The sequence below is a fragment of the Subdoligranulum sp. APC924/74 genome (assembly GCF_003324125.1).
Lineage (GTDB): Bacteria > Bacillota > Clostridia > Oscillospirales > Ruminococcaceae > Gemmiger > Gemmiger qucibialis.
The window spans coordinates 1-16,120 of the sequence record NZ_PSQF01000063.1 but is presented as its reverse complement, the minus strand read 5'-3'; the positions used below and the strand labels follow the sequence as shown (position 1 = coordinate 16,120).

The window sequence follows — 16,120 nt, the reverse complement described above, 5'->3', positions numbered from 1 at the left end:
TTATCGAGCATTTTGGCAACGCAGATGCCGTGCCGCAGCCGCCGAAGCGGTGCTTAAGCCGTAAGGCGGGAATTGTGCGGTGTTGCCTTAACCAAAAATACCCGTACAGCTTTCAGGCTGTACGGGTATTTGCATTTTATTGGTGATTCAGCAGTGTTAAGTTTTCAAATTGCCCTAAATCGCTTAGAAAGCAACCTTCTTGGCAATGTATTCTTTCAGCTCGCTGATGGGCATACGGATCTGCTCCATGGTGTCGCGGTCACGCACGGTCACGCAGTTATCGGCTTCCACCTTGTCATCGCCGACAGTCTGGAAGTCCACGGTGATGCACAGCGGGGTGCCGATCTCATCCTGGCGGCGGTAACGCTTGCCGATGGAACCGGCATCGTCGTAATCCACCATAAAGTCCTTGGCCAGCTCGTTGCGGATCTCCATGGCCTTATCGCCCAGCTTTTTGGACAGAGGCAGCACAGCGCACTTGAACGGTGCCAGGAACGGATGCAGGTGCAGCACGGTGCGCACATCCTCCTTGCCCTTGGAGTCTGTCAGATGCTCTTCATCATAAGCTTCGCACAGGAAAGCCAGTGCCACACGGTCACAGCCCAGGGAAGGCTCAATGACATAAGGAATGTAATGCTCGTTGGTTTCGGGGTCAAAATATTCCAGGCTCTTGCCGGATGCTTCCTGATGGCGGCCCAGATCGTAATTGGTACGGTCTGCAATGCCCCACAGCTCGCCCCAGTCGGTGAACGGGAAAGCGTACTCGATATCGGTGGTGGCGCGGCTGTAGAAAGCCAGCTCGGCAGGCTCATGGTCGCGCAGGCGCAGGTTTTCCTTGTTGATGCCCAAGGACAACAGCCACTTTTCGCAGTAATCTTTCCAGTAGGCGAACCAATCCAGGTCGGTGCCCGGCTTGCAGAAGAACTCGCATTCCATCTGTTCGAACTCGCGGGTACGGAAGGTGAAGTTGCCCGGCGTGATCTCATTGCGGAACGCCTTGCCCACCTGGCAGACGCCAAACGGCAGCTTGCGGCGGGTGGTACGCTGGATGTTGGCAAAGTTGACGAAAATGCCCTGTGCGGTTTCGGGGCGCAGATAGCAGGTAGAGGAAGAATCCTCGGTTACGCCGATGGCCGTTTTGAACATCAGGTTAAACTTGCGGATGGGGGTAAAGTCATGCTTGCCGCACACAGGGCAGACAACTTCAGGATGGGTGGCAATAAATTCATCCATCTGGTCAAAGGTCATGCCGTCCACATCCACGTTCTGGCCCTGCTCGCAGTCGGCAATCAGCTTGTCCGCACGGTTGCGGCTCTTGCAGGCGCGGCAGTCCACCAGCGGGTCGCTGAAGTTGCCCACATGGCCGGTGGTGACCCAGGTCTGCGGGTTCATCAGGATAGCGGCATCCAGGCCGACGTTGTAGGGGCTTTCCTGCACAAACTTTTTCATCCATGCTTTTTTGACGTTGTTTTTGAACTCAACGCCCAGGGGGCCATAGTCCCAGCTGTTGGCAAGGCCGCCGTAAATTTCGCTGCCAGGGTAGATGAAACCACGGTTTTTGCACAGGTTGACGATCATGTCCAGGGTCTTTTCGCTGTTCTTCATTTTCTAACTCCTTCCGCATGGCTGGCTGCCACACAAAGCGATTTAACCGGCGCACGGTGCGCCGTCAGGCCTTTATTATAGCACGGGCCGCGGGCAGTGGCAACACTGCCGCCAAAAAAGCCGGAACAAATTTGGCACAACTGCTGAATTATGGCAACACCGCATAATTCCAAGTGCCGATACGGCGAGCGAGGTGCGGCAGATGCCAAGCCAAAAGCGCAGATAATACTGGATGCTGCAAAGGTGAGCGCCGCCAGTGGCGGAAACAGCGAACCGAAGCAGGGGCAGCGGTCGCAGAGTGCGAGGGGCTTTTGCCCCCGAAGCACGATGCGGGTACCGCAACCCGACATTATCGAGCATTTTGGCAACGCAGATGCCGTGCCGCAGCTGCCGGAGCGGTGCTTAAGCCGCAAGGCGGGAATTGTGCGGTGTTGCCTTATATCAATGCTCTCTGCATGTCACAAAATTTCAGCCGCAATCTGCCTGGCCAGCTGCAGCACCATTTTGCGGTCCCGCAGCGCGGGGTCCGCTGCAATCAGGCGCTGCAATTCTTCCCGCACGCGGGGAATTTTGCGCGCTGGAATGCCAATGCGGGCCATTTCTTCCACACTGATGGGCAGCACGATGCTGCTGTCCGCCTTGCCGCGGAACGGCTGCGGGTTAGTGCCCCAAACAAAAAGGTGATGTTTCATTGGGTACCTCCTGGATGCCTTTGGGCTGACATTTTTGGTTATTATAGCAGAAATTTTCAAAAAAGTGTTTATTTTGCAGCGAAAAACCTTTATAATATAAAAATCATAGCGCCATGCGCCAAACGAACTGATTGCCAGGCTGGCAGCTGCGGCTGCGCCTGATTTTTTTGAGGTGAAACTTATGTCTTTTATCGACAGCTATAATCCCCATTTGCTTGATGGTGTGCAGCATGTGCATTTTATCGGCTGCGGCGGTTCCGGAACCTATCCCCTGATCCAGATCCTGCACAGCCGCGGGCTGACCATTTCCGGCAGCGATGTGGAAGAAACCAAGATCACCAAAGCCGAGCGCGCCATGGGCGTGACAGTATATCTGGAGCATGACGCCGCCCATTTGGGCGATGCCCAGCTGGTGGTTTACAGCGCCGCCATCCATGATGAAAACCCTGAGCTGAAAGCTGCCCGCGCCCGCGGCATTCCCGCCGTGGAGCGCAGCGTGATGCTGGGTTATGTCAGCCGCATGTATTCCCACAGCGTCTGCGTTTCCGGCACCCACGGCAAAACCACCACCACCGGCATGATCACGACCATGCTGGAACTGGCCGGCAAAGACCCCGCCGCCGTAATCGGCGGCAAGCTGCCACTGATCGGCGGTTACGGCAAAGCTGGCCACGGCGATGACGTTGTGATCGAAGCCTGCGAATACAGTGAGACCTTCCTGCATCTGACCCCGTTTATGGGCGTTATTTTGAACATTGATAACGATCACCTGGAGTATTACGGCACGATGGGCCGCCTGAAGATGGCGTTCCAGAAGTTTGCCCTGCTTTCCCGCACGGTCGTGTTCAACATGGACGACCGCAACACGGTGGATGTGGTCAACTCCATTGACCGCCCGGTGTTCTCTTTCGGCATGAATGAGGAAGCCCGCTTCCGCGCAGTGAACATTCAGGAATACCGCCCCGGTTTCTATGAATTTGACGTTCTGGAGCTGGGCGAGCAGTTTGCCCACATCAAGCTGGGTGTTCCGGGCTACCACAACATTTACAATGCGCTGGCCATGTGCTGCTGCGTGCGCCCGCTGGGCCTGCAACCCGCCGATGCCGAGCGCGCCGCGGCAGAGTTTCACGGCACCGGCCGCCGGTTTGAGATTAAGGGCGAATGCAACGGTGCCCCCGTGGTAGATGATTATGCCCACCACCCCACCGAGCTTGCCGCCACCATGGCAACCGCCAAAAAGATGGGCTACAAGCGCATTATCGCTGTGCACCAGCCGTTCACCTACAGCCGCACCAAAGCCCTGATGGATGACTTTGCTGCCGTGCTGCGCCAGGCCGACCAGTGCGTGCTGCTGCCGATCATGGGCAGCCGCGAGGTTGACGACGGCAGTGTGAAGAGCGAGGACCTGGCTGCCAAGATTCCCGGCAGCATTGTGGTTGACGGGCTGGAAAGCGCTGCCAACTGGGTCAAGCAGAACGCCCGCGAAGGCGACCTTGTGGTTTGCATGAGCTGCGGCGATCTGTACAAAGCCTGTGATATGATGGTGGGCAAGGCGTAAAATTTATGCTGCGCCACCACGCCGTTATCGCTATATAGACGCTATTATCCCATAAAATAATAATATCTGCCTGTTTTCCCGGTATGATGCGGGGAAGCGGGCAGATTTTTTGTTGGTGTATTCCGTTTTTATTTTTGGATTGCATTTAAGGCAACACCGCATAATTCCCGCCTTACGGCTTAAGCACCGCTCCGGCGGCTGCGGCACTTAGAATTATGCGGTATTGCCCTAACTTGCAAAATATCCGTAGGGCGCTGCGCCCGCAGGCGCGTTTCGGAGGCCAACCGCCGCGGAGAAACCTTGCCGACTGCACATTATATTTTGCAACACCCCTAAACCCCATTTGTAGGGGCCGATGCTCGCCATCGGCTCGCCGGGCTGCCTGCACTGCTCCCTGTCCACTGACCACTACCCACTATCTCACGATGCGCACGCCGCCACATCCCCCATTGTCAGGGTAATGTGTCCGTCCGGAGCGGCATCCGCCACAAACAGCACGCCGGGGCGGGCGGTACCGGCGGCAATGCGGTCGGCCAGGGCCTGCTCCACGGCGCGGCTCACCTTGCGGCGCAGCTCCCGCGCACCATAGGCGGGTACGGTATCACCTGCCAGCGCCGCGGCAGCCGCCGGGGTATGGCGCAGGGTGTAGCCCTGGCGGGCGGCGCGTTCTTCCAGCTCGCAGAGCAGGCGATCCGCGATCGCGGCCAGCTGGGCGGGGCCAAGCGGGTCGAACAGCACCACATCGTCCAGGCGGCCCATCAGCTCCGGGCGGAAATAATCTTTGGCTTCCTGTAATGCCTTTTTGCCGCGGCGGGCGGTTTCTTCGGCGGCAGCGCCGAAGCCCAGCGGGCTGGCCTGCCCCGCCAGGCAGCGCGCCCCCAGGTTGGAGGTGAGCAGAATAATCGTGTTGGAAAAATCCGCCTTGCGCCCCTGGGCATCGGTCAGGGTGCCATCTTCCAAAATCTGCAGCAGAATATTCTGGATATCGCTGTGGGCCTTTTCAATTTCATCAAACAGCACCACGCTGTAGGGGCGGCGGCGCACGGCTTCGGTCAGCTGGCCGCCCTCATCGTGCCCCACATAGCCCGGCGGTGCGCCGATCAGCCGTGCCACCGTGTGCTGCTCCATATATTCGCTCATATCAAACCGCAGCAGGGCTTTTTCGCTGCCAAACCAGCTTTGGGCCAGGGTACGGGCCAGTTGGGTTTTGCCTACGCCAGTGGGGCCTAAAAACAGCATTGCGCCAATGGGGCGGCCAGCTTCCCGCAGGCCGGTGCGGCTGCGCCGGATAGCCGCCGCCACGGCATGCACCGCGCGCGGCTGACCAATCACCTGCGCGGCAAGGCGGGCTTCCAGCTGGTCCAAGCGCACACGCTCCGCCTCCCCTACCCGCTCGGCGGGCACGCCGCTGGCCTTGCCCACCACCTTGGCAATTTCCGCCGAGGTCAGCACCGGCATTTTGCTGCCTGGCAGCATGGATTGCTCCCCGCCCGAAATCCGCAGCGCCGCGGCGGCTTCGTCCAACAGGTCAATGGCCTTGTCCGGCAGGTAGCGCCCCGGCAGGTAGCGCACGCTCAGCTCCACCGCGGCGCGGATCGCCTCCTGCGGGATGCGCACCCCGTGGTAGCGCTCATACCGGGGCATCAGGCCGGTTAAAATTTTTTCCGCCTGCTGTGGGGCCGGTTCCTCAATATTCACCATGCCAAAGCGGCGGTCAAGGGCGGAGTCCTTCTGGATGGTCTTGCGGTATTCCTCCGGTGTGGTCGCACCGATGAGCTGGATTTCCCCGCGGGCCAGCATCGGCTTTAAGATACTGGCCGCATCGATCGCGCCTTCCGCCGCACCGGCCCCGGCGATCACATGGATCTCGTCAATAAACAGAATGGTGGAACGGTCGCGGTAAAGCTCTTCCAGCAGGTTTTTGAACCGCTCCTCAAAATCGCCGCGGTACTTGGTGCCCGCCACCATGGACGCCATATCCAGCGCCAGCACCCGCTTGCCCTTTAAGCTGGGCGTTACCTGCCCGGCGGCAATGCGCTGGGCCAGGGCTTCGGCCAGGGCGCTTTTGCCCACGCCCGGCTCCCCCAAAAGGCATGGGTTATTCTTTTGGCGGCGGCACAAAATTTCGATCATGCGTTCCAGCTCATCATCCCGGCAAAGTACGGGGTCCAGCTGGCCTTCCTGCGCAAGGCGGGTCAGGTCACGGCCATATTTCTCACTGGGGCGGCTGCCGCGGGTACTGCTCATGCGGGGGCTGCTGGGCAAAACCAGCTGGCCGGAAAGCTGGCGGCATTCCCGCGCGGCGCGTGGAACTTCCAGCCCAAGGCCCGCCAGCCACACGCTGGCCGTGCAGGCGGTATCTTCCAGCATGGCACAGAGCAGGTGTTCGTTCTCCGCTTTGTTCACGCGGGCGGCATGGGCCCCCAGAACAGCGAATTCCAGCGCCTTGCGGCTTTCGGGCGCAAGGTCCCGGCCGCGCAGGTGCAGCGGGCGGCCCGTGCAGGCCCGCTGGGAGGCACAGGCCGAAAGTGCCGTTACCGTGATCTGTTTGCGGCGCAGAAACTCCACCGCAGTGCCCCGCCCGGTTTGCAGCATGGCAAGCAGCAGGTGCCCGGTATCCACCGCCGTACACCCCTGCCGGCCTGCGATGGTGATCGCGGTGGCGACGGTGCGCCGTGCGGCGCGGGTTAAACCTTTATGATAATAAAACATAGTGACCTCTGCCCTCCTACATGTTGCAGCGTTGCGGGTTACCCCACTGCAAGTATAGGCGGGCAGGGTGCAAATAATCATCGAAACCGGGCAAGGCGCTGCCATCCGGCCTGTTTTTGTGGCTGGCCGCAAAAAATATTGGTTTCATTGGTTGTATTGCGTTTTTCAACTTGGCATTTAGACGCATCTGTTGTATGATTAAAAAGTATGCTCTGTTTTAGGGCAATACCGCATAATTCTAAGTGCCGATACGGCGAGCGAGGTGCCGCAGCTGCCGGAGCGGTGCTTAAGCCGTCAGGCGGGAATTGTGCGGTGTTGCCTTAGGCATATAATTTGATATTACAAAAAGGTTGGTGCGTTCATGCGGAACATGCTGCGGTTTTTGAAAGGATACGAGAAAGAATCCATCCTTGCCCCGCTGTTCAAAATGCTGGAAGCCTGCTTTGAGCTGTTGGTTCCCCTTGTGGTGGCCAACATCATTGATGTGGGCATCAAAAACGGGGATTTGGCTTATATTGGCAAGCAGTGCGGCTTGATGGTGCTGCTTGCGGTTGTGGGTATGGCATCCAGCCTGACGGCGCAGTATTTTGCCGCCAAGGCCGCGCTGGGCTATGGCACGGCGCTGCGCGGGGCGCTGTTCCGCCACATTGATACCCTCTCTTACACGGAGCTGGACGGCATCGGCACGCCCACGCTGGTCACCCGCATCACCAGCGATGTGAACCAGCTGCAAAACGGCGTAAACATGACGCTGCGCCTTTTGCTGCGCTGCCCGTTTATTGTCATCGGCGCGCTGATTCTGGCGTTTGTCATCAGCCCCACCATGGGGTTCTGGTTCGTGCTGGTCACGCTGGCCATCTCACTGGTGGTCTGGCTGATCATGCGGGTGACGGTGCCCCAGTACCGCGCCGCCCAGAATACGCTGGACAAAGTGACCCTGCTGACCCGCGAAAATTATGTGGGTGCCCGCGTGGTGCGCGCCTTTGCACGGCAGGATGACGAAATTGCGGATTTTACCGCCGTGAACGACAAACTGAAAACTTTCCAGCTGACCGCCGGGCGCATTTCCGCTTTGATGACCCCGCTGACCTATCTCATCGTCAACCTGGGCGTAATCGCCATCCTGATGCGCGGCGGGCTGCAGGTAAACAGCGGCGCGCTGACCCAGGGCGAGATCATTGCCCTAATCAACTATATGAACCAGATCCTTATCAACCTGCTGCGCATTGCCGATCTGGTGGTTTCTGTCACCCGCGCACTGGCCAGCGGCATCCGTGTTTCGGAGATTCTGAACACCAAATCCACGATGACCGACCCCGCCGCGGCCGCCCTTGCCCCGGCAGCGGGCGCCCCGGCCGTTGCATTTGACCATGTGGGCTTTACCTACCACGGTGCCGGTGCCCCCAGCCTGACGGACATCAGCTTTGCCGCCCAGAACGGCCAGACCATCGGCGTGATCGGCGGCACGGGCAGCGGCAAATCCACCCTGATCAACCTGATTCCCCGCTTTTATGACTGCACCAGCGGCAGCGTTGATCTGTTTGGCCATGCCGTGCAGCAGTACGGCTTTGCCCAGCTGCGCCAGATGATCGGCATTGTGCCGCAGCGCGCCGTGCTGTTTACCGGCACCATCCGGGACAACATGCAATGGGCCTGCCCCGATGCCACCGATGAGCAGATCTGGCAGGCCCTGGAGATTGCCCAGGCGGCGGACTTTGTGCGCGGCAAGCCCAAAGGGCTGGATGAACCGGTGGAGACCGCCGGGCGCAATTTCAGCGGCGGCCAGCGCCAGCGCCTGACCATTGCCCGCGCGCTGGTGCCTCACCCCCAGGTACTGATTTTGGACGACAGTTCCTCCGCCCTGGATTTTGCCACGGACGCTGCTTTGCGCAAAGCGCTGAAAGAGCAGACCCATGGCATGACGGTATTTATTGTTTCCCAGCGTGCTTCCGCTGTGCAGCGTGCGGACCGCATTCTGGTGCTGGATGACGGCAATCTGGTGGGCAGCGGCACCCATGCCAACCTGCTGAAAACCTGCGATGTTTACCGCGAGATCTGCCTGAGCCAGCTGAGCCGCGAGGAGGTGGAAAAGACCTTATGAGCAATGCAAAGAAAAAGCGTGTTTCCCTGCGGGGCAGTAAAGGCACCATTCAGCGCGTGTTAAAGCTGATCCAGCCGTACCGCGGTTTGGTGCTGTTCACCCTGCTGCTTGCCGCTGTTACCGTTCTTACCACGCTGTACGCCCCCATTCTTTCGGGCCGCGGCGTGGACCTGATTGTGGGCCAGGGCAATGTCAACTTCCCTGCCCTGGGCAAGATTGCCATCCAGTTTGGCGTTACCGTGTGTGTCACCTCCATCTGCCAGTGGCTGATGAACATGGTGAACAACCGCATCACCTTCCAGGTGGTGCGCGATATCCGCGTGCAGGCGTTCCAGCACATGGAGATTTTACCCCTGAGCTATATGGATGCCCACAAGCCCGGCGACGCCATCAGCCGCATCAACACCGATGTGGAGCAGTTCAGTGACGGCCTGTTGATGGGCTTTACCCAGCTGTTCACCGGCATTCTGACCATTGTGGGCACTTTGGGCTTTATGCTTTCCATTGACTGGCGCATTACCCTGATCGTTGTGGTTCTCACCCCGCTTTCCATCTTTGTGGCAAAGTTCATTGCGGAGCATACCTATGATATGTTCCGCGTACAGAGCGAGACCCGCGCCGAGCTGACCGGTCTGGTGGACGAGCTGATCGGCAACGAGCATCTTGTCCGCGCCTTCGGTTACGAAAGCCGCGCCGAGGAGCGCTTTGACAAGATCAACGCAGATCTGCAGATCTGCGGCGTAAAGGCCACCTTCTTTTCCTCCATCACCAACCCTGCCACCCGCTTTGTCAACGCGCTGGTGTATGCGGCGGTCGGCGTGGTGGGCGCGCTGGTTGCCATTGGCGGCGGCATTACGGTCGGCGAGCTTTCGGTTCTGCTGAACTATGCCAACCAATACACCAAGCCGTTCAATGATATTTCCGGCGTTATGACCGAGCTGCAGAACGCCCTGGCCTGTGCGCAGCGTGTGTTCGACTTTATTGACGAAGCCCCCATCCTGCCCGATGCCCCCGATGCCGTTACCCTGCCCCACGGTGCAGGCAGTGTGGAGTTTGAGCATGTCAAGTTCCGCTATGTGCCGGATGTGCCCTTGATTGAAGACATGAACCTGCGCGTTCAGCCCGGCCAGCGCATTGCCCTGGTCGGCCCCACCGGCTGCGGCAAAACCACCCTGGTCAACCTGCTGATGCGCTTTTACGAGATCAACGGCGGCATCTTGAAGGTGGACGGCCACCCCATTGACACCGTAACGCGGGATTCGCTGCGCGGCAACCTGGGTATGGTCTTGCAGGAAACCTGGCTGAAAGCCAGTACTGTGGCAGATAACATTGCTTACGGCAAGCCGGACGCCACCCGCGAGGAGATCATCGACGCCGCCAAGCGTGCCCGCGCCCACAGCTTTATCTGCCGCCTGCCCCAGGGCTATGATACCGTAATTGCCGAGGACGGCGGCAACATCAGCCAGGGCCAGAAGCAGCTGCTTTGCATTGCCCGTGTTATGCTGCGCAAGCCGCCCATCCTGATTCTGGACGAAGCAACCTCCAGCATTGATACCCGTACCGAAGTGCTGGTTCAGGATGCCTTTGAGGAACTGATGAAAGGCCGCACCAGCTTTATTGTGGCGCACCGCCTTTCCACCATCAAAAACGCCGATCAGATCCTTGTGATGAAAGCCGGCAACATTATTGAGCGCGGCACCCACGAGGAGCTGCTGGCCAGGGGCGGCTTTTACGCCAACCTGTATGCAAGCCAGTTTGCCAAGGCGTAACGCCTGCCCCGCTGCATAACCCCAACTAAGGCAACACCGCACAATTCCCGCCTTACGGCTTAAGCACCGCTCCGACGGCTGCGGCACGGCATCTGCGTTGCCAAAATACTCGATAATACACAAAGTATTATCTGCGCTTTTGGCCTAGCAGCTACCGCACCTCGCTCGCCGTATCGGCACTTAGAATTATGCGGTATTGCCCTAAATATCAAATGGCCCGGCTGCAAATGCAGTGCGGGCCGTTATTTTTAGTTTTGCTGTATATCCTGTACGTCATCGGCGAATTTTGTTTGACGCAGACGGACGCAGGGATTATAATAAATGCGGTGTAATTTGCCGGAATTTGTCACAGCCTGGCGTTCCGGCTCAAGGTGCAGTCATACGCTGCCCTGCAAGTAGAGAGGAAAAGAGGAATATTTATGTCCAAAACGTCCATTCCCAAAAACTATCATGATCTTTTGGGCCTGTACGATACCCAGCGGGCCATCGGCATCATCAAAACCATCTTTCAGGAAAAGCTGTGTGCCGCCCTGCACCTGAAGCGCGTTACCGCCCCGCTGTTTGTTTTGAACGGCAGCGGCCTGAACGATGATCTGAACGGCGTGGAGCGCCCCGTCAGCTTTGATGTACCCTGCCTGGATGAGCGCGCTGAAGTTGTGCACAGCCTGGCCAAATGGAAGCGCTATGCCCTTGCTGAGTATGGGTTCCGCCCCGGCCAGGGCCTTGTGACCGACATGAACGCCATCCGCCGCGACGAAGAGCTTGACAACCTGCACAGCATTTATGTAGACCAGTGGGACTGGGAGAAAGTCATCACCGCGAAGGACCGCACCCTGCCCTTTTTGCAGGAAACCGTGCGCGATATTGTGGATGCCGTTTGCTCCACTGCGGACGAGCTGCGCTGGAAGTTCCCGGAGCTGAAAGCCATCCGCCTGACCCGTGAGCCGACCTTTATCACCACCCAGGAGCTGGAAGACCTGTACCCCGACCTGACCCCAAAAGAGCGCGAAAACGCCTTTACCCGCGCCCATGGCACCGTCTGCATCATGCAGATCGGCGGCCAGCTGAAAAGCGGCATCCGCCACGATGGCCGTGCCCCTGACTATGATGACTGGACGCTGAACTGCGATATTCTGTTCTGGCACAAAGCGCTGGGCTGTGCACTGGAGCTTTCCAGCATGGGCATCCGTGTGGACCCGGCCGCCATGACTCGCCAGCTGGAAGCCGCAGGCTGCCCGGAGCGTGCGGAACTGCCGTTCCACAAAATGCTGCTGGAAGGCAAGCTGCCCCTGACGATGGGCGGCGGCATTGGCCAGAGCCGCCTGTGCATGTTGCTGCTGGGCAAGGCCCACATCGGCGAAGTGCAGGTCAGCCTGTGGGATGCCGAGACCAAAGCCGTGTGCGAGCGCGCTGGTGTGCAGCTGCTGTAATATTTGCAGTGGGCGACCTTCTTGATGCCCCGGACAAGCTGTTACGGTTTTGGGAGAATATATAAGTGACCTGCCCAAAGTGCTTTGCAGGTCGGCCATCTCTGCCTGAGAGCTGTCCCTGCGGTCCGTTTTGCCCCAAAGGCATCCCCCTTCTCCAAACGAATCAGTCGCCCAAAATAAAAACGTAATCCCTCGGATTCTATACGATCCGGGGGATTTTAACATTTCTGCGGCAAGCCAGGCCCTCTATGGCCAGGAACAAGGGTCTGCCACAAAATCTTCAATTACATCCATCAAATGGATGGGTTCCAGCTGCCCCTGTGTACACAGCTGCGCCAGGCGCTGTGCCTGTTGGGCATTGGTGCAAATATCTGGGACAAATGCAATCTGCCGCCAGCCATCCGGTACCCGCTTTTGGGCCGCAATTCCAAAAGCAGTATAGCGGCCAAGTTCACAGCTGAACAGGGTTTGTTCCACCGCAAGATACTGGTAAATCGTTCTCGGCCCCCTTCCACAGCCCAAACAGTTTCCCCACCATACCGCAGGCATCCATTTTTTAACAGTTCTTACAATTCTTGACAAATTATAAAAGTCATATTAAAATAGTGGCATGTTTTGCGGCACATTTCGGGATGCTTCCTGCCGGGGGATCACGTTGCCCCTGGCAGCGGTAGGGTCTTTCCTGTTTCCCCATCGCCTTATGGAAACATTATGTGAATTGTAGCAGAGGCTGCCGGAATTGTAAACCATCAAATCTGAGAAACGCCCTTTTAGGCTTTCCCAGATTTGGGAAATGGAGGAGGTTTATGCAAGAATCTATTGTGGAAACGTTGAAAAATATGAAATCCGAACAAAACTTGACCCTGCAGCAAATCTCCAGTGCAAGTGGGGTGCCCCTCAGCACCGTAAACCGCATTTTGAGCGGCCAGACCGAGAATCCCAGCTTCCGTGATGTCGCCGCGATCGTTGCCGCCATGGATGGCTCGCTGGATGCAATCACCGGCCTACAAAAGTTGGAGAGCGAAAACGGCCAGTTGCTGGATTCCAACGTGATGCAGCTGCTGCTTTCCATGCAGAACTATTATGCCAAAACCCTGGACGCCGCCCGTCAGCAGTACATGCGGGAGCTTGAGAACAAAGACAAGCAGTACCGGGATATCCTTACCGATAAAAACCGCTGGCTGCGCCGCATGTTTTTCTGCCTGATCGGCATGCTGGCTGTCATCTCGTTTTTGCTCATCGTTGATTTTATCAACCCCACCATTGGCGTTTTCCATACCTGAGCCATTCGGCGGCCTGCCTTTTGCAAGGCGGCGTTCTTCCCTGTCTATATCTCACTTATCCCTGTTTTATTTTTCGGCACCGGCGGTGTACCTGCTTTCACCGCCGGTGCCTTTTTTCATTGGCAACACCGCACAATTCCCGCCTTACGGCTTAAGCACCGCTCCGACGGCTGCGGCACGGCATCTGCGTTGCCAAAATGCTCGATAATACACAAAGTATTATCTGCGCTTTTGGCCTAGCAGCTGCCGCACCTCACTCGCCGTATCGGCACTTAGAATTATGCGGTATTGCCCATCCTTTTTTGCTCCGCGATGCCTTGACGAAAGCTCTGATTTTTTCGTATAATAAAAAGGTTGTCGCCCAATAAAAACCTTTGCGGCGGGCGGCGGCAATTTATTGTAATTCATTGGAGGGTATCACGTTTTGAGCTTGAACACTGAAACTTTGAACACGATCCTTGCCCCGTATATCCGCAGCCTGACCGATGGCAAAACCGCAGAAAATGGCGTTTGGGAAGCCATCAACTGCTTTGGCACAAACTGGGATATCGACGCGGTGGATTTTCCCGCCATGTTTGCCCAGGCCACACAGCAGGCCCGTGCCGTGATGGACACGCCCGCCCTGCAGCCCATTGGCGGCATGCAGGCCCTGATGATGCGCCCCACGGAAGTTGAGCTTGTGCGCGAGTGTTTTCGCTGGCTGTTCAATGATGATGACGGTGACCTGAAAAAACGCCAGGGCCGCGTGGAAATGTTTGCCGACCAGGTCAACGGCCGTTTCCGCCGTTGCCTGCCGCGCATGGCCAAGTTCACTCAGACGGCCGGCAGCGCCGCGCTGTACCTGAGCCTGCTGGAGCCGGAGGATAACTACTTCTTTGTTCCCGCCGAAGCCAAAGCCTGGGCCGCCTATTTCGGCTATGACGAAGACTTTGGCACCGGCGCGGCCTTTAACCTGACCCAATATTACGCCATGTGCGATGACCTGTTGAACGAGCTGCCCAAATACGATGAGCTGACCCGCCTGCACACCGAGCGGCTGAAAAACACCATGCACGGCATCAATGACCAGCTGCATCTGCTGGTGTATGATATCATGCACAGCGCCTATGTAAACGGCTATTACCCCAAGGGCTTTTCCCGCACGGCAACCGCCAAGGAACGCACCAAGGCCGTGAAACAGAAAGCCGAGCGCGCCGACCTGTGCATGCAGATCGCCGAAAAGGAGCAGAAATTGCAGGAGCTGCTGGCAAGCCCCACTGCCCTGCCCGACCTGACCGGCTGCGAAGTAACCCACAAGATGTTCGGCGTGGGCAAGGTACTGCCCTCTACGGATCAGTTCCTGGTGATCGACTTTAACGGCCAGCAGAAAAAGTTCAGCACCACCACCTCCATGACCAGCGGCTACCTGACTGCCAGCGACCCCGCCGTGATGGAGCAGATGCAGGACTACCAGGCATACACCAAAGAAAAAGACCAGTTGGAAAAAGAGCTGAAAACTATGAAGAGCAACTTGCTCAATATGGGCTAAGATCTGCTTCTCGTATTTGCCATTCAGTCCATCTCATTTTCCTGAATATACCGCCCCCGGCTCAGGGCTGACCCTGTGCCGGGGGTACTTTTTACCTTTTTGTGCTACAAAATATAGGATTGATACAAAAATATCCCGGCAGTTATAAAACTGCCGGGATATTTTGGAGCTGGCGACAGGAATCGAACCTGCAACCTGCTGATTACAAATCAGCTGCTCTGCCAATTGAGCTACGCCAGCACGGCTAAGAAATCCTTAGGTTGCATCTGAAAAGTCGAAAATATCGTCTATTTCTACAAACGTAGCCGGATTTTGCGTTAAAGAGCCTTAAATCCTGCTTGTGTTTGCGAAATATCCGTCATTTTCTTTGTTTTCAGATATCCCTTCGGAATACCTAAGTATTCTAGCACATGTTGCGGCACCTTGTCAATGCCGAATTATGGGGCAGTAGCGCTCCGAACGGCGCTTATTCTGCCGCGGCCAGGGCGGCCTGCAGCGCGCAGTAATCTTCCAGCGTCAGCTGCTCCGGGCGCAGGCGGATATCCAACCCGGCGGCCTGCAATGCAGCGTTCACTTTAGCTTTGGAAATGCCCAGGCCGTTCGCCACGGCATTGGCCGCGGTCTTGCGCCGCTGAGAAAATGCTGCCCGGATCAGGCGGAACAGCCCGGCTTCGTCCCCGTTGGGTGGGGTAACAGGCGGTGTGGTGTGGACATCCAGCTGGATGACCGCGCTGGTCACTTTGGGGGCAGGGTAAAAGCTGCCCGGCTGCACAGTAAACAGCAGCTTGGGTTTGGCGTAATAAGCCACCGCATAGCTGATTGCCCCCGCCTCACGCGTGCCAGGGGCGGCACACAGGCGCTGTGCAGCCTCTTTCTGCACCATGACGGTAATGTTGCGGATGGGCAGTTTCTCTTCCAATAAGCGCATCAGAATGGGGCTGGTGATGTAATACGGCAGATTGGCGCAGACGGCAACGGGCTTATCACCAAATTCTTCCGCCAGTAGGGTGCGCAGGTCCACTTTCAGCACATCTTCCAGCACCAGCTTAAAGTTCTCGTACTCGGCCATTGTCTCGGCCAGGATCGGCGGCAGGCGCTTGTCCACTTCGATCGAAACTACCTTATCCGCGCGTTTGCACAGCTGTTCTGTCAGCACACCGATGCCGGGGCCGACTTCCAGCGCACCCCAGCCGGGGCCAATGCCGGCGGCTTCCGCAATGCGGGGGCAGATGCCGGGGTTGATGATAAAGTTTTGGCCGAACCCCTTGGAAAGTGCAAAGTCGTGCCGTGCGCACACATCACGAATGGTGGAAAGGTCCGTCAGGTTTGGCATGGGGCTGGCACTCCGTTTCTTCTTATACTGTGTTTAGGGCAATACCGCATAATTCTAAGTGCCGATACGGCGAGCGAGGTGCGGCAGCTGCTAAGCCAAAAGCGCAGAT

At 57.6% G+C, this 16,120-nt stretch carries 11 protein-coding genes and 1 tRNA gene; 6 read left to right on the top strand and 6 right to left on the bottom strand.

Annotated features, from left to right (window positions below; all coding sequences use genetic code 11):
* Positions 1-183 precede the first annotated feature (183 nt).
* Positions 184-1,605: a glycine--tRNA ligase gene (locus C4885_RS12090; protein ID WP_114000578.1), complete on the bottom strand. Its 1,422-nt coding sequence runs from the start codon at positions 1,603-1,605 to the stop codon at positions 184-186.
* 458 nt (positions 1,606-2,063) lie between these two features.
* Positions 2,064-2,297: a hypothetical protein gene (locus C4885_RS12085; RefSeq protein ID WP_114000577.1), complete on the bottom strand. Its 234-nt coding sequence runs from the start codon at positions 2,295-2,297 to the stop codon at positions 2,064-2,066.
* A gap of 181 nt (positions 2,298-2,478) precedes the next feature.
* On the opposite strand from C4885_RS12085, the gene murC reads away from it, so the two are divergent.
* Positions 2,479-3,855, top strand: a complete 1,377-nt coding sequence (gene murC / locus C4885_RS12080; RefSeq protein WP_114000576.1) for a UDP-N-acetylmuramate--L-alanine ligase — start codon at positions 2,479-2,481, stop codon at positions 3,853-3,855.
* A 420-nt stretch (positions 3,856-4,275) separates the two neighbouring features.
* Here murC and C4885_RS12075 read toward each other — a convergent pair whose 3' ends face one another.
* Complete coding sequence (locus C4885_RS12075) at positions 4,276-6,567, bottom strand: ATP-dependent Clp protease ATP-binding subunit (RefSeq protein WP_114000575.1); 2,292 nt, start codon at positions 6,565-6,567, stop codon at positions 4,276-4,278.
* Between the two features lie 361 nt (positions 6,568-6,928).
* On the opposite strand from C4885_RS12075, the gene C4885_RS12070 reads away from it, so the two are divergent.
* From C4885_RS12070 to asnA, 3 genes are all read left to right on the top strand, one after another.
* Entirely contained in the window at positions 6,929-8,668 is a 1,740-nt protein-coding gene (locus C4885_RS12070; RefSeq protein WP_114000574.1) for an ABC transporter ATP-binding protein, read from the top strand.
* Positions 8,665-10,437 carry an ABC transporter ATP-binding protein gene (locus C4885_RS12065; RefSeq protein WP_114000573.1) on the top strand — a complete coding sequence of 591 codons (1,773 nt, stop codon included), beginning with the start codon at positions 8,665-8,667 and terminating at the stop codon, positions 10,435-10,437. Before C4885_RS12070 ends, C4885_RS12065 begins: the two co-directional genes overlap by 4 nt.
* Before the next feature lie 419 nt (positions 10,438-10,856).
* On the top strand, positions 10,857-11,867 hold the full coding sequence (gene asnA, locus C4885_RS12060; protein WP_114000572.1) for an aspartate--ammonia ligase: 1,011 nt from the start codon (positions 10,857-10,859) through the stop codon (positions 11,865-11,867).
* Positions 11,868-12,113: 246 nt separating this feature from the next.
* On the opposite strand, the gene C4885_RS12055 is transcribed toward asnA, so the two are convergent.
* A complete protein-coding gene (locus tag C4885_RS12055) occupies positions 12,114-12,389 on the bottom strand; it encodes a DUF6514 family protein (RefSeq protein ID WP_147237838.1) in 276 nt (91 codons plus the stop codon).
* A gap of 284 nt (positions 12,390-12,673) precedes the next feature.
* On the opposite strand from C4885_RS12055, the gene C4885_RS12050 reads away from it, so the two are divergent.
* Together C4885_RS12050 and C4885_RS12045 are read left to right on the top strand one after the other, a co-directional pair.
* Positions 12,674-13,150: a helix-turn-helix transcriptional regulator gene (locus C4885_RS12050; RefSeq protein WP_114000570.1), complete on the top strand. Its 477-nt coding sequence runs from the start codon at positions 12,674-12,676 to the stop codon at positions 13,148-13,150.
* A gap of 424 nt (positions 13,151-13,574) precedes the next feature.
* Positions 13,575-14,678 carry a hypothetical protein gene (locus C4885_RS12045; protein WP_114000569.1) on the top strand — a complete coding sequence of 368 codons (1,104 nt, stop codon included), beginning with the start codon at positions 13,575-13,577 and terminating at the stop codon, positions 14,676-14,678.
* Between the two features lie 164 nt (positions 14,679-14,842).
* Here the strand turns inward: C4885_RS12045 and C4885_RS12040 are convergent.
* Together C4885_RS12040 and rsmA are read right to left on the bottom strand one after the other, a co-directional pair.
* Positions 14,843-14,918: transfer RNA gene (locus C4885_RS12040), tRNA-Thr, on the bottom strand.
* A gap of 226 nt (positions 14,919-15,144) precedes the next feature.
* Positions 15,145-16,011, bottom strand: a complete 867-nt coding sequence (rsmA, locus tag C4885_RS12035; protein ID WP_114000568.1) for a 16S rRNA (adenine(1518)-N(6)/adenine(1519)-N(6))-dimethyltransferase RsmA — start codon at positions 16,009-16,011, stop codon at positions 15,145-15,147.
* Positions 16,012-16,120 lie beyond the last annotated feature (109 nt).

Coding starts and splice junctions, on each gene's coding strand:
- C4885_RS12090 (WP_114000578.1), bottom strand. CDS start 1,605: ATGAAGAACAGCGAAAAGACCCTGGACATGATCGTCAACCTGTGCAAA.
- C4885_RS12085 (WP_114000577.1), bottom strand. CDS start 2,297: ATGAAACATCACCTTTTTGTTTGGGGCACTAACCCGCAGCCGTTCCGC.
- murC (WP_114000576.1), top strand. CDS start 2,479: ATGTCTTTTATCGACAGCTATAATCCCCATTTGCTTGATGGTGTGCAG.
- C4885_RS12075 (WP_114000575.1), bottom strand. CDS start 6,567: ATGTTTTATTATCATAAAGGTTTAACCCGCGCCGCACGGCGCACCGTC.
- C4885_RS12070 (WP_114000574.1), top strand. CDS start 6,929: ATGCGGAACATGCTGCGGTTTTTGAAAGGATACGAGAAAGAATCCATC.
- C4885_RS12065 (WP_114000573.1), top strand. CDS start 8,665: ATGAGCAATGCAAAGAAAAAGCGTGTTTCCCTGCGGGGCAGTAAAGGC.
- asnA (WP_114000572.1), top strand. CDS start 10,857: ATGTCCAAAACGTCCATTCCCAAAAACTATCATGATCTTTTGGGCCTG.
- C4885_RS12050 (WP_114000570.1), top strand. CDS start 12,674: ATGCAAGAATCTATTGTGGAAACGTTGAAAAATATGAAATCCGAACAA.
- rsmA (WP_114000568.1), bottom strand. CDS start 16,011: ATGCCAAACCTGACGGACCTTTCCACCATTCGTGATGTGTGCGCACGG.